Origin of the sequence: Rhodococcus marinonascens NBRC 14363 (assembly GCF_001894885.1) — a bacterium.
Classification (GTDB): domain Bacteria; phylum Actinomycetota; class Actinomycetes; order Mycobacteriales; family Mycobacteriaceae; genus Rhodococcus_F; species Rhodococcus_F marinonascens.
In genome coordinates this window covers 25,688-38,181 of the sequence record NZ_BCXB01000003.1, presented here as the reverse complement: position 1 = coordinate 38,181, position 12,494 = coordinate 25,688, and the positions used below count along the sequence as shown (strand labels likewise).

Annotated in this window: 13 protein-coding genes; 6 read left to right on the top strand and 7 right to left on the bottom strand. The window is 64.8% G+C overall.

Features of this window, described 5'->3' with window-relative positions; genetic code table 11:
• Nucleotides 1-11: 11 nt before the first annotated feature.
• On the top strand, nucleotides 12-812 hold the full coding sequence (locus tag RM2_RS03835) for an enoyl-CoA hydratase/isomerase family protein (protein WP_072687525.1): 801 nt from the start codon (nucleotides 12-14) through the stop codon (nucleotides 810-812).
• Between the two features lie 3 nt (nucleotides 813-815).
• Here RM2_RS03835 and RM2_RS03830 read toward each other — a convergent pair whose 3' ends face one another.
• From RM2_RS03830 to RM2_RS03820, 3 genes are read right to left on the bottom strand one after another with little or no spacing between them, the layout of a single operon-like run.
• Entirely contained in the window at nucleotides 816-1,490 is a 675-nt protein-coding gene (locus tag RM2_RS03830) for a uracil-DNA glycosylase (RefSeq protein WP_072687524.1), read from the bottom strand.
• Nucleotides 1,487-2,011: a gamma carbonic anhydrase family protein gene (locus RM2_RS03825; RefSeq protein ID WP_072687523.1), complete on the bottom strand. Its 525-nt coding sequence runs from the start codon at nucleotides 2,009-2,011 to the stop codon at nucleotides 1,487-1,489. Before RM2_RS03825 ends, RM2_RS03830 begins: the two co-directional genes overlap by 4 nt.
• Nucleotides 2,012-2,020: 9 nt before the next feature.
• Nucleotides 2,021-2,932 (bottom strand): thiamine-phosphate kinase, encoded by a 912-nt coding sequence (locus RM2_RS03820; RefSeq protein ID WP_072687522.1) that lies wholly within the window; start codon nucleotides 2,930-2,932, stop codon nucleotides 2,021-2,023.
• Between the two features lie 257 nt (nucleotides 2,933-3,189).
• Here RM2_RS03820 and RM2_RS03815 point away from each other — a divergent pair, with 257 nt between their 5' ends.
• Both RM2_RS03815 and RM2_RS03810 read left to right on the top strand, forming a co-directional pair.
• Entirely contained in the window at nucleotides 3,190-3,426 is a 237-nt protein-coding gene (locus RM2_RS03815) for an AsnC family transcriptional regulator (protein ID WP_072687521.1), read from the top strand.
• A gap of 2 nt (nucleotides 3,427-3,428) precedes the next feature.
• The gene (locus RM2_RS03810) at nucleotides 3,429-4,025 is read left to right on the top strand and encodes a DUF3515 domain-containing protein (RefSeq protein ID WP_072687520.1); all 597 of its coding nucleotides are present in this window, start codon (nucleotides 3,429-3,431) and stop codon (nucleotides 4,023-4,025) included.
• Between the two features lie 19 nt (nucleotides 4,026-4,044).
• On the opposite strand, the gene RM2_RS03805 is transcribed toward RM2_RS03810, so the two are convergent.
• From RM2_RS03805 to RM2_RS03795, 3 genes are all read right to left on the bottom strand, one after another.
• Nucleotides 4,045-5,151: a D-alanine--D-alanine ligase family protein gene (locus RM2_RS03805; protein WP_072687519.1), complete on the bottom strand. Its 1,107-nt coding sequence runs from the start codon at nucleotides 5,149-5,151 to the stop codon at nucleotides 4,045-4,047.
• A 122-nt stretch (nucleotides 5,152-5,273) separates the two neighbouring features.
• Nucleotides 5,274-6,398: a cystathionine gamma-lyase gene (locus RM2_RS03800; protein ID WP_072687518.1), complete on the bottom strand. Its 1,125-nt coding sequence runs from the start codon at nucleotides 6,396-6,398 to the stop codon at nucleotides 5,274-5,276.
• Nucleotides 6,399-6,402: 4 nt separating this feature from the next.
• Entirely contained in the window at nucleotides 6,403-7,401 is a 999-nt protein-coding gene (locus RM2_RS03795; RefSeq protein WP_072687517.1) for an NAD(P)H-dependent glycerol-3-phosphate dehydrogenase, read from the bottom strand.
• Between the two features lie 156 nt (nucleotides 7,402-7,557).
• Here RM2_RS03795 and cofC point away from each other — a divergent pair, with 156 nt between their 5' ends.
• The 3 genes from cofC (at nucleotide 7,558) to RM2_RS03780 (ending at nucleotide 11,523) form a co-directional block, all read left to right on the top strand.
• A complete protein-coding gene (gene cofC / locus RM2_RS03790; protein WP_072687719.1) occupies nucleotides 7,558-8,280 on the top strand; it encodes a 2-phospho-L-lactate guanylyltransferase in 723 nt (240 codons plus the stop codon).
• Between the two features lie 68 nt (nucleotides 8,281-8,348).
• Nucleotides 8,349-10,553 (top strand): RNA degradosome polyphosphate kinase, encoded by a 2,205-nt coding sequence (locus RM2_RS03785; protein WP_072687718.1) that lies wholly within the window; start codon nucleotides 8,349-8,351, stop codon nucleotides 10,551-10,553.
• A gap of 34 nt (nucleotides 10,554-10,587) precedes the next feature.
• Nucleotides 10,588-11,523: an NUDIX hydrolase gene (locus RM2_RS03780; RefSeq protein ID WP_072687516.1), complete on the top strand. Its 936-nt coding sequence runs from the start codon at nucleotides 10,588-10,590 to the stop codon at nucleotides 11,521-11,523.
• Between the two features lie 98 nt (nucleotides 11,524-11,621).
• On the opposite strand, the gene RM2_RS03775 is transcribed toward RM2_RS03780, so the two are convergent.
• Nucleotides 11,622-12,341, bottom strand: coding sequence for an HU family DNA-binding protein (locus RM2_RS03775; RefSeq protein WP_072687515.1), 720 nt, complete (start codon nucleotides 12,339-12,341; stop codon nucleotides 11,622-11,624).
• Nucleotides 12,342-12,494: the final 153 nt, after the last annotated feature.

The following is a 12,494-nucleotide window of genomic DNA, read 5'->3' as shown; positions in this document are numbered from 1 at the left end:
AAGGTGCAACGGTGACCTCTCTCGAACAACTCAGCAAAGTACGGATAGAAGACAACGTTCTCCGCGTCACGATCGCCACTGCGGAGAATGGAAGCTCCCTCGACGACGAGGGCCTGGAGCAGGGCACGCATGCACTCGCGGCGGTGGGGGATCGAATCGGCAGTGTGCTACTCGTCGGCGACGGCCCGAACTTCTGCGCAGGCGGCAACGTGCACGCCTTCGCGTCCGCCCCGGTGCGCAGTGAGTACGTCGCCGGAGTGGCCCGCGTGTTACACGGCTTCGTCCGTGCGCTCGACGCCGTCAACCTTCCGGTGATAGCCGGTGTGCAGGGGTGGGCGGCGGGCGCAGGCATGAGCCTCGTCTGCCTGGCAGACGTGGCGCTAGGTGGCCCCGGCACCAAGATGCGCCCGGCATACCCGTCCATCGGCTTCACTCCGGACGGCGGCATCTCCTGGACCCTCCCCCGCATCGTCGGCGACGCCCGTGCCCGCGAGATCCTGCTCACCGATTCCGTTCTGAGCGGCGACGAGGCAGTGCGGTTGGGCATCCTCAGTCGCCTCGTCGGCGACGACGTAATTCAAGACGAGGCTTTTCGACTTGCCCGAATCCTCGCAGCAGGACCGACGGCGCCGTACTCACGGACCAAGTCGCTGTTGCGCGCGTCGAGGTCGCGCACGCTCACCGAACAACTGGACGCGGAGGCCGCGTCGATCGCCGCCGCCGCCGACAGTCCGGCCGGCAGGGAAGGCGTCAACGCGTTTGTCGAGAAGCGGCGAGCCGATTTCTCTTTCACGAAGGGAACCGGGGCGTAAGCGCTACGGTAACTGCCAGTTCACCGGTTCTGCGCCCAAGGTGCCGAGGAGTTCGTTCGCTCGACTGAACGGGCGAGAACCGAAAAAGCCCCGGCCGGCGGACAGTGGCGACGGATGCGCCGACTCGATAGTCGGCACATCGCCGAGCATCGGCTTCAACGTGGACGCGTCCCGGCCCCACAGAATTGCGACGAGGGGTTCGGGGCGCGCCACGAGCGCGCGAATAGCCTGCTCGGTCACCGCCTCCCACCCCTTCTTCCGATGCGAAGCCGGGAGCCCCGGCTGCACCGTGAGGACTCTGTTCAACAGCAACACACCCTGCCGCGACCAGGCTGTGAGATCTCCGGTGGACGGCGTCTGGTAGCCGAGGTCCTTGCTGTACTCGGTGAAAATGTTGCCCAGGCTGCGCGGCACCGGACGCACTTGGGGAGCCACCGAGAAACTGAGACCAACGGCATGCCCCGACGTCGGATACGGGTCTTGCCCAACGATCAGGACCTTGACCTCAGAGAACGGCTGGGTGAACGCCCGCAGAATGTTGTCACCGGCAGGCAGATAATCGCGCCCGTCCGCGATTTCGGCGCGCAGGAAGGCACCCATTTCCGTGATATGTCCGGACACCGGCGCGAGCGCGTCGGCCCATCCTGTTTCAACAAGATCCTGCAACGGCGCCTTCATCGGTCGAGCCTGCGCAGAGCCTCGCGGTAGTAGCCCGCGTTCGCCGCGTACATTTTCACATTCATCTCGATATGTCCCTCGGGGACCTCGTAGCCTTCCCTGATCTTGGCAGGAACGCCGAGCGCCATTCTGCGCGGCGGCACCTGAAACTTGAACGGCACGACGGCGCCCGCCCCGACCACCGAGCCCGCGCCGACGACCGAACCGTTGAGCACGACCGAACCAGAGGCAATCAGGCAGTGGTCGCCGATCGTGGCACCCTCGACGTGCGCGGCGTGCCCCACCACGCAACCCGAGCCGATCACCGTCGGATCCAGCGGCGTGCAATGGATCACGGTGCCGTCTTGGATGTTCGTATCGGCGCCGATAGTGATGGTGCCGTAGTCGGCGCGAAGCACGGCTTGAGGCCACACCGAGGCGCCTGCCGCCAGTATGACGCTGCCGATCACCACTGCGTCGGGATGGACGTAGGCGTCCGGATGAATGTCAGGCTCGCGGTCACCGAGCGCGTAGATGGCCATGCCTGCAACCTATACCGAGAAACTCTGCCAGCCTCCGGCGCCCGGCCAGGTCTCACCGTCGACCGAAACGCCTGACCCGTCGTCAACCGTTCCGATCTCCGTCCACCCCGCCGGGAGCGTCTCTCCGGCGGGGAACGTCGCGGCGAAGCTGTGATCCTCACCCCCGGTGAGCACCCAGTCCCAGTGGTCTGCACCGATTGCGGCCGCCGCAGCCACGAGGTCGGGTGGAACGGTCAGGTCGGCTCTGGCGAGGGACATTCCGACTCCGGAACTCTCACAGATGTGACCGAGATCGGCGAGGAGTCCGTCGGAAATGTCGATCATCGAGTGGGCACCTCCGTCGGCGGCAGCCCGCGCGGCATGATACGGCGGGCCCGGGACCCGATGAGCGGCGAGAAGGTCCGGGAAGTCCGAGGATCCGGCAAGCAGTAGAGCGAGACCGGCGGCCGATCGACCGAGGGCACCTGCCACAGCGACGACGTCACCCGGCCGTGCCCCCGAACGCCGAATCGGATTCCTGCCGCCCAGATCCCCGAGGACAGTGACGGAAATCACGATCTGCCCGGCCTGTACCAGATCCCCGCCGACCACACCGGCCCCTAGTTCCTCGGCTGCCTCCCAGATCCCCGCGGAAATACCGTCCGCCACCTCGGCCGGCGTGTCCGGCGGCAGACCGACGGATACCAGAAAAGCCGTGGGCCACGCTCCCATCGCAGCGATGTCGGCCGTATTCTGCGCCACCGCCTTTCGGCCCACGTCCCGGGGCGACGACCAGTCGAGCCGAAAGTGCCTGCCTTGCACGAGCATGTCGGTCGATACCGCAACCCGGCCATCGACGGTCCGGACAAGCGCCGCGTCGTCGCCTGGGCCGATCACGGTGGTCTCCGGCTGCACGCGACCCGCCACGGCCCGGTCGATCATCGCAAATTCGCCGACCTCGGCGACCGTGGCGGGGACGTTCGGGTCCGGGGAATCCGTCGGTGTGATGGTGTGCCTCCACGGGGCCGTAGTGTCGGGTCACCCGCACAGCGCCTGTGGGCCCGGTCGACGGAATCTGCGACTGCGGTACCTTCTAGCTGTTGCCGGGACTGCCCGGCACGTGAGAGTTCAGCACGCCGGAGCACCCGCAATTCTACCGAGGTCCGGGCTGCGCGGAGCAGGGAAGGGCCGGAACGAGAGTGCAAGCGTTCATCCTGATCCAGACCGAAGTCGGCAAGGCTGCGGCGATCGCATCCGAGATCATGACGATCGCCGGAGTCCGCACCGCGGAAGACGTTGTCGGACCGTACGACGTCGTCGTCGTGCGGGTCTCCGCCGGCGAGGTTCATCCTGTAGTCCAGGGGATCCGCCGAGTCTCCGGCATCACCCGAACCCTCACCTGTGACATCCCCGAAGAGTCTGCGAACAAGAACTGAGCATGCCCGACTTCGAACCCGAACAGAACACGTCCGCCGAGATGTCCGACACGACACCTGCGGAACGTAAGAATCCGGCACTCATCGCGACCGCCGTGGCACTTCCCGTGGCCCTGGTGATCGGCATCATCGTTGCCGCGATGATCGCCGGGCGGAGTCCGGCGAAGGAATCGGTGTCGCTGGGCCCGGTGCCCGCCCCGTCTGCCGGCTCAGCGGACTGCGCCACCTTGATGGCAGGGCTGCCCGACGCACTGGGCGACTACACCAGAGCCGAGCTCACCGAGCCCGCACCCGAAGCCACGGCAGCCTGGCAACCCGCTGAGGGGGAACCGCTCGTCCTGCGGTGCGGTCTGGACCGCCCCGCGGAATTCGATCAGGCGGCGGCGCTGCAGGTGATCAATGGAGTGCAGTGGTTCGAGATCTCCGGTGAGAGCGCCGGAATCGAAGCGAGCAGTTGGTTCGCCGTCGACCGCGGCGTGTACGTGGCCCTCACGGTGCCCACCGGGGTGGGCCCCACGCCGCTCCAAGACATATCCGACGCGGTGGCGGCGGCGCTACCCGAGCAACCTCTGGATCCGGCGCCGGTGGCAGTTCCCTGAGCGCGGAACAGCCAGTTCTCTAGCGGAGGCCCGTACCGCGCGCGAGGGCCGTGTCGACCAGGGTCGACAGGAGCGTGCCGTAACCAAGGCCCGACTCTCTCCACAGGAGCGGGTACATCGAGACCGACGTGAACCCCGGCATCGTGTTGATCTCATTTATGACCGGGCCGTCGTCCGTCACGAAGAAGTCGACGCGTGCGAGGCCCTGGCAGCCGAGAGCGGCGAACGTGCGCACTGCGAGGGCGCGGATCTCCTCGCTGACCGAATCGTCAAGTTTCGCGGGGACGTCGAATTCGCACCCATCGTCGAGGTATTTGCTTTCGAAATCGAAGAATGCCTCGTCGTCGGCGGATGCTTTCGGCATGAGGATCTCGCCGATGACGCTGGCTCGCACCTCGCCGTCCGGGAACTCGAGGACCCCGCATTCGGCTTCGCGCCCGGCGATCCCCGATTCGACGATTACCTTCGGATCATGCAGACGGGCCTGTGCGATGGCGTCGTCGAGGCCATCCCAATCGGCAACCCGGGTGATGCCGATCGACGATCCGCCGCGAGCCGGCTTCACGAACACTGGTAACCGCAGCTGCGACCTCTGCTCCTCAGTGAGTGTGTCGGTTCCCGGACGCAGGACCACCTGGAACCCGATGGGCAGGCCTTCCGCGGCGAGCAGCTTCTTGGTGAATTCCTTGTCCATACTCGCCGCGCTCGCGAACACGGAGGACCCGACGTACGGAATTTCGGCGAGTTCGAGTAGGCCCTGTATCGTGCCGTCCTCACCATATGGGCCGTGGAGGGCGGGAAAGACAACGTCGACCGAGGCCAGGACCTTGCCTGCCATGTCGTTGTCGAGGGCGACGAGGTCGCCGGACCGCATCGGATCAGCCGTGAGGGCCAGCCGGGACCCATGCGGGTCGACGCTGGGCAGCACACGGCCACGGATGGACAGCGCCTCCAGATCGGTCGAGCCGAGTACCCATGAGCCTTCGGTGGTGATGCCGACCGGCACCACCTCGTACCTCTCCGGATCGAGGTGCCGCAATACACTTCCCGCCGACACACATGACACGGAGTGTTCGCTGCTGCGGCCGCCGAAAATGACGGCCACTCGGGTGCGTGGTCTATTCACGAGACCAACCGTACCGCCGCCGCGATCTTCTCACCGCATCCGCCTCATCGCGGGCTACCTCGCCGCGCCACAGGTTGCGTCGTGGCCTTTCACAGCCCTGCACCCCTCACAATCCGCGGCCCTCACAACGCCGACAGCGCCCGTTCGACATCGACGATCAGGTCGTCGGTGTCCTCGATTCCGCACGAGATCCGCACGAACCCGTCGGGAACCGGGTCGCCCCACCGCGCCCGGCGGTCGGCCGTGGTGTGGATACCGCCGAAACTGGTCGCGGATACAAGCAGTTCACTCCCCGCGACGAATCGATGGAACCGGTCGGCCGAGCCGAACTCGAAGCTCACCAGACCGCCGAAACTGCGCATCTGAGCGGAGGCGACATCGTGCGCAGGATCACCGGGCAGACCCGGATACCGCACATGTTCCGCGGCCGGATGCGACTCGAGCAGGGCCGCCAGGGCCAGGGCGTTGGCGCACTGGCGCTCGAATCGGAGACCCGCCGTGCCGAGGCTCCGATGCGCCAGCCATGTCTCGAACGGACCCAAGACCGTCCCGGACAACGCCCTCTCCCGCCCCATTCTGGCCAGGAGGTCAGCGTCCGACGCGGCGATGTATCCCATGAGGAGGTCACTGTGACCACTCAAAGTCTTTGTTCCACTTGCTACTACCACGTCCGCGCCCAATTCGAGCGGCTGCTGCCCGAGCGGCGTGGCCGTGGTGTTGTCCACCACCAGAACGGCGCCCACGCTCCGGCACCGCTCCGACACGGCGCGCAAATCCACCACGTCGAGCGAGGGGTTGGCCGGCGTTTCTGCCACGACGACGGTGGTACCTGCTGCGGTGGCCAGCAATCCGGCGGCCACCTCACTCGCCATTTCCGTGGTCTTCAGTTCGTGCACGGTGATGCCCATCGGCTCAAGACGTTCGCGCGCGTAGGCGCGCACCTGGTAATAACCGTCCGAGGGCACCACCACGGTGTCCCCTGCGGTAAGCAGGCTCCGCAATGCCACGGTGACGGCCGACATCCCGGAGCCGACCGCGAGCGCACCCGAGGCGCCTTCGAGCGACGCCAGCGCCGATTCGAGGTCTCGCCAACCCGGATTCGAGGCCCGCGCATACGTGTCGGTCTCTGTCCCCTCTTCTGCACTCAACTGGTAGGGCGCAGCGAAGACCGGGCCCCTCTGCATCGGAGAACCGGGAATCTTTTCTGCCGCAACCGCTCTTACACAGCGAGTCGAATCACCATTCACGATCTCACTCCGGCTTCGTGCGGCGGCCGAGTAGCTGACCGATTGCGTCTTGCACCGCAAGACCTTCGTGGCACACGCGGTGCACAGCGTCGGTCAGTGGCATCTCGACATCGTAACTGGCTGCGAGGGCCCGGACCGAGGAGCAGGACTTGACGCCCTCGGCGACCTGGCCGTTGGCAGCTGCCTGAGCGCTCTCGATCGAACCGCCCTGACCGAGACGTTCACCGAACGATCGATTACGCGAGAGGGGCGACGTGCAGGTGGCCACGAGATCACCCACTCCGGCGAGGCCTGAGAGAGTGGCCGGATTGGCTCCCAGTGCCACTCCCAGACGGATGATCTCGGCGAGCCCGCGGGTGATTATGCTCGCAATAGTGTTCTCGCCCAATCCTGTTCCCGACGCCATCCCGCACGCGAGTGCGATCACGTTCTTGCAGGCGCCGCCGATTTCGCAGCCTATGACGTCCGAATTGGTGTACGGACGGAAGTACCCGGTGGCCGAAGCCTTCTGCAGTTCGAGTGCTCGCGTCGAATCCGTGCAGGCAATGACCGTAGCCGCCGGCTGACCGAGGGCGATCTCCCGGGCGAGATTGGGCCCCGACAGGGCAGCTACACGGCCCGGGTCGGCACCTGTGACCTGACCGATCACCTGACTCATCCGCATCAGGGTGCCGGTCTCGATTCCCTTCGCGAGGCTGAGCATCGTCGCATCCTCGGAGATCATCGGGCTCCACACCTGGAGGTTGTCGCGCAGCGACTGGGACGGAATCGCCAGGACGACGATTCCGGCGCCGTCGAGAGCAACCCGGGCATCGTCGGTAGCCGTCAACGACGGCGGCAGAGTAATGCCACGGAGGTAGTCGGCGTTCTCGTGTCGCAACCCGATGGACTCGGCGACTTCAGCGCGGCGCGCCCACACGGTGACATCGGTCCCGGCATCCGCCAGAACCTTCGCAAATGCCGTCCCCCACGAACCCGCTCCCAATACCGCAGCCTTACTCACACAGCCCCCTCATGTTCATCACCCAACAGTCGCCCCACAGTATTATCGACACCAAAGGCTTGTCGACACCGAGGCAAAGCGCCGTGCGGCGGCGCGACAGTCCACCCTGCAATGGCGATCGCGGCACTGTCACGAGCGGACTGGCAAGATGTCCTCATGAGCACAGCGATCCGTTCCCGGGCATCGCGCGCACACATTCTGGTCGCCGTGAAGGAACTCCATGCAGCCAAGACTCGCCTGTCCGGGGTCTTCGACGCCGCCGACCGAAGCGATCTAGTGCTGTCGATGCTGCGCGACACCCTGGCCGTGGTGAGAAACGTGGACACAGTTGTCGGCGTCACGGTAGTCACTCCGGATCTTGCGGTGGCCCGCCTCGCACGCAGTGTGGGCGCGGACGTCTACGCCGACCCAGCACGGGAGTTCGTGGGTCGCAGACCTGAGGTCACCGAGGCCGAGGAGAGCCTGAACACGGCGCTGTCGGCCGCAGCAGAATACGTCCGTCGGGCAGAGCGGGGAGTGGACGTCGTCGCCTTGCAAGCCGACCTCCCCTCGCTGCGCGGAGTCGAATTCGACGAGGCACTCGCCGCTGCGCGATCGGGCGGCAGATCCGTTGTCATCGATCATCACGGCACCGGAACTGCGGCGTTGTTCTCCTGCGACCCGGCGATTCCACTCGATCCGAGGTTCGGACCCGGTTCGGCGAGGCGACATCTCGAATCGGGGGCACGCCCTCTCGACGGGCACTGGCCGGGGCTTCGGACCGATGTCGACACAGCCGACGACCTCGATGCGGCGCGCTCTCTCGGTGTCGGACCGGCCACTCGAGCAGCGCTCGAGGCCCTCACACCCACTCCCCACTCACATTACGGAAACGGCTAGGCGATCCGGGAATGCGAAATTTTTCCCATCAATTGTCTGCGACGGAATTCTCGAGGGATGATCGTGTGGTGAGCCAAGGTGAAGCACTCGATCAGCAGACCGACGTCGACGGCGGGAACGGAGCGCGCGATGGCAATGTAGCGCGGAGTCCGACGACCATTCCGATGGCACCGCCCGCCGCAACGAGTGCTTTCGCGAAGGCACTCACCGACGGGCTGGCCGACGACCGCTACCTCAACCGCGAACTCAGTTGGCTGGATTTCAATTCGCGTGTCCTCGCGCTCGCCGAGGATCCGTCGCTGCCACTGCTCGAGCGGGCCAAGTTCCTTGCGATCTTCGCCTCCAACCTCGACGAGTTCTTCATGGTCCGAGTTGCGGGCCTCAAGCGTCGCGACGAGACCGGACTGTCTGTACGGTCTGCCGACGGCCTCTCGCCTCGTGAACAACTCGCACTCATCGCGACCCGCACCCAGGAGATCTCGGACAAGCACGCTCGTGTGTTCCTCGACGCGGTGCACCCTGCTCTTGCCGCCGAAGGTATCTCCATCATCGGATGGTCCGATCTCAGCGACGAGGACCGCGCGCGACTGTCGGTTCACTTCCAGGAACAGGTCTTTCCGGTTCTCACTCCCCTCGCTGTCGACCACGCGCATCCGTTCCCGTATATCAGTGGCCTCAGCCTCAATCTCGCGGTCACGGTCAAAGATGCGGCTACTGGCGGAGAACACTTCGCGCGGGTCAAGGTTCCGGACAACGTCGGACGGTTCGTCCGCGTCCGCCGCGACGAGACTCCGCTCTCGATCGACGCGTTTCTGCCGATGGAAGACCTGATCTCCGCTCACCTCGACGTGTTGTTCCCCGGCATGGAGATCGTCGAGCACCACGCGTTCCGGATCACGCGCAACGCCGATTTCGAGGTCGAGGAAGACCGCGACGAGGATCTCCTGCAGGCGTTGGAACGGGAACTCGCGCGCCGCCGCTTCGGTTCCCCGGTTCGTCTCGAGGTCGCGGACGACATGACCGATCACATGCTCGAACTTCTCCTGCGCGAAATGGACGTCGATCCCAGTGACGTCATCCAGGTGCCGGGACTTCTGGATCTGTCCTGCCTCTGGCAGGTGTACACCGTCGACCGACCCTCACTCAAAGACGCACCATTCGTTCCTGCAACGCACCCCGCGTTCGGCGAGAGGGAAACACCCAAGAGTGTCTTCTCCACTCTCCGCGACGGCGACATCCTCGTCCACCATCCCTACGATTCGTTCTCGACCAGCGTTCAGCGTTTCATCGAACAAGCCGCTGCCGATCCCCAGGTTCTCGCGATCAAGCAAACCCTCTACCGCACTTCGGGCGACTCGCCCATAGTCAACGCACTGATTGCCGCTGCCGAGGCAGGCAAGCAGGTCGTCGCCCTGGTCGAGATCAAAGCCCGGTTCGACGAGCAGGCCAACATCAAATGGGCCCGCAAACTCGAACATGCAGGCGTCCACGTTGTTTACGGACTCGTCGGTCTCAAGACACACTGCAAGACCTGCCTCGTCGTCCGCCGCGAAGGATCCACGATCAGGCGCTACTGCCATATCGGCACCGGCAACTACAATCCGAAAACGGCCCGGCTGTACGAAGACATCGGCTTGCTGACCGCTGCCCCCGAGATCGGCGCCGACCTCACGGATCTGTTCAATTCCCTCACCGGCTACTCGCGGAAAACGCACTACCGCAACCTTCTCGTGGCCCCGCACGGGGTTCGCAGGGGAATAATCGAGCGCATCGACGCAGAGATGGCACATCACCTGCGGGGCCACGATGCCGGGATCCGCTTGAAGGCCAACGCCTTGGTGGACGAACAGGTGATCGACGCCCTGTACCGCGCATCCAAGGCCGGTGTCTCCATCGAGATCGTCGTTCGCGGGATCTGCGCGCTGAAGCCGGGTGTGCCCGGTCTGAGCGAGAACATCGCTGTGCGATCGATTCTCGGACGGTTCCTCGAACATTCGCGTGTGTTCCACTTCCGCGGTGCCGACGAATACTGGATCGGCAGCGCCGACATGATGCACCGCAATCTCGACCGCCGCGTGGAGGTCATGGCGCAGGTCAAGGACCCGCGACTCACCGGCCAGATGAGCGACATCCTGGATTCGGCGCTCGATCCGACCACACGGTGCTGGATGCTCCAACCCGACGGCCGATGGGCCGCCGCGCCGGCGCACGGCGAAGACGTTCGCGAGCACCAGGAGGCAATGATGCGAACTCGAATGGGCAACGGATCCTGAACGCGGCGAATACGCGGCAGACGGAAGGAACTCGTTGAACACTTCAACCGATAAGCCGGTCAAAGCCAATATTTTTGCGGCGGGCGCACTCCTATGGCGAAAGTCTCCCCGCAATCCCGATGAGATCGAGATTGCGCTCATTCACCGACCCAAGTACGAGGACTGGTCATTCCCGAAAGGAAAACTCGACCCAGGCGAGACCGCCGTCGTCGCCGCGTTGCGCGAGGTAGAGGAGGAGACCGGCTTTCGAGGGCGCCTCGGTCGGCACCTCGGCGCATTGACGTACCCCATTCCAGGTCATCGACGGTTGAAACGGGTCGAATACTGGGCCGCGGAGGTCTGCACCGGGAAATTCGTCTCGAACAATGAGGTGGACGAATTGTTGTGGCTGCCTGTGCCCCAAGTGGCTGATCAACTGTCGTATCCGATGGACCGCAGAATCCTCCGGCGCTTCACCGCACTACCACCTGACACCGCCACGGTGCTGTTGGTTCGCCACGCAAAGGCTGGAAGCAGGAAACGCTACCCGGGCGAGGACAACACCCGCCCACTCGACGCGAACGGTCGACTACAGGCGGACGCACTGGTCGCGCAACTCGAAGCGTTCGGGGCTACCGAGGTTTCGTCGGCCGATCGAACACGGTGCACGCAGACTGTCGAACCACTGGCGCTCGCAATGGACACGGACATCCGGTTAGAACCCTTGATGTCCGAAGAGAGCTACAAAGCCGATCCCGTAGGCACCCGTACCCGAGCCCGCAAGATCGCCGCTCTCGGTGGAGTCCAGGTGGTCTGCAGTCAGGGCGGCGTCATTCCCGACTTGCTCCAGTTGTGGGCCGATAGCGACGGAATACCACTGCCGGCGGCGCGAAACAGAAAAGCGAGCATGTGGGTACTGTCTCTGTCGGGAGGCAAACTCGTGCAAGCCGATCACATCGACAGTCCGCTACCTCCCACTCGCAAGGGCTGAGAGGACTCGGACCGAATTCGCCCGGATCGACATACGGAGGGGTGCCGACCTCTAGGTCGGCACCCCTCCGTATTCGAGCAGACCCGCTTGCGCTGGTATTACTTGCCGCGCTTCGCCGGAGCCTTCTTGGCCACGGTCTTCTTTGCGGCCACGGTCTTCGCCGGAGCCTTCTTGGCCACGGTCTTCTTTGCGGCCACGGTCTTCGCCGGAGCCTTCTTGGCCACGGTCTTCTTGGCGGCCACGGTCTTCGCCGGAGCCTTCTTGGCCACGGTCTTCTTGGCGGCCACGGTCTTCGCCGGAGCCTTCTTGGCCACGGTCTTCTTGGCGGCCACGGTCTTCGCCGGAGCCTTCTTGGCCACGGTCTTCTTGGCCACGGTCTTCTTGGCCACGGTCTTCTTGGCGGCCACGGTCTTCGCCGGAGCCTTCTTGGCCGCAGCCTTCTTGGCCACGGTCTTCTTGGCCGCAGCCTTCTTTGCCGCAGCCTTGGTGGCCGGGGCCGAAGCACCCCGCTTGACTGCGGGACCGCTGGCCGGAAGCTTCTGGCCACCAGCGATAACCGCCTTGAATTGCGCACCTGGGCGGAACGCAGGCACCGACGTCGGCTTGACCTTCACTGTCTCGCCGGTACGGGGATTACGTGCGACACGTGCCGCGCGACGACGCTGCTCGAAGACACCGAAACCGGTAATGGTCACGCTGTCGCCGCGGTACACCGCCCGGACGATCGTGTCCACGACATGCTCGACAGCTTCTGTTGCCGTGCGCCTGTCCGAACCCAGTTTCTCGGTCAGAACATCGATGAGCTCTGCCTTATTCATTGAATTTCCTCCGCGGATTATGGTCCGCCATCGGACCGACTAAGAACTACGGTAAACCTGAATACCGCAAGAGTCTATGTGCCACGCCAATTCTCAAACAACGCGGCACTATTCTCAGGAACTCGTTATCTGGCGGAGTGGGCTCGGACTCCT

What these genes read in the sequence shown, in the direction of transcription:
- RM2_RS03775 (WP_072687515.1), bottom strand. Translation starts at nt 12,341, where the DNA reads ATGAATAAGGCAGAGCTCATCGATGTTCTGACCGAGAAACTGGGTTCG.
- RM2_RS03830 (WP_072687524.1), bottom strand. Translation starts at nt 1,490, where the DNA reads ATGAAGGCGCCGTTGCAGGATCTTGTTGAAACAGGATGGGCCGACGCG.
- RM2_RS03810 (WP_072687520.1), top strand. Translation starts at nt 3,429, where the DNA reads ATGCCCGACTTCGAACCCGAACAGAACACGTCCGCCGAGATGTCCGAC.
- RM2_RS03820 (WP_072687522.1), bottom strand. Translation starts at nt 2,932, where the DNA reads ATGATCGACCGGGCCGTGGCGGGTCGCGTGCAGCCGGAGACCACCGTG.
- cofC (WP_072687719.1), top strand. Translation starts at nt 7,558, where the DNA reads ATGAGCACAGCGATCCGTTCCCGGGCATCGCGCGCACACATTCTGGTC.
- RM2_RS03825 (WP_072687523.1), bottom strand. Translation starts at nt 2,011, where the DNA reads ATGGCCATCTACGCGCTCGGTGACCGCGAGCCTGACATTCATCCGGAC.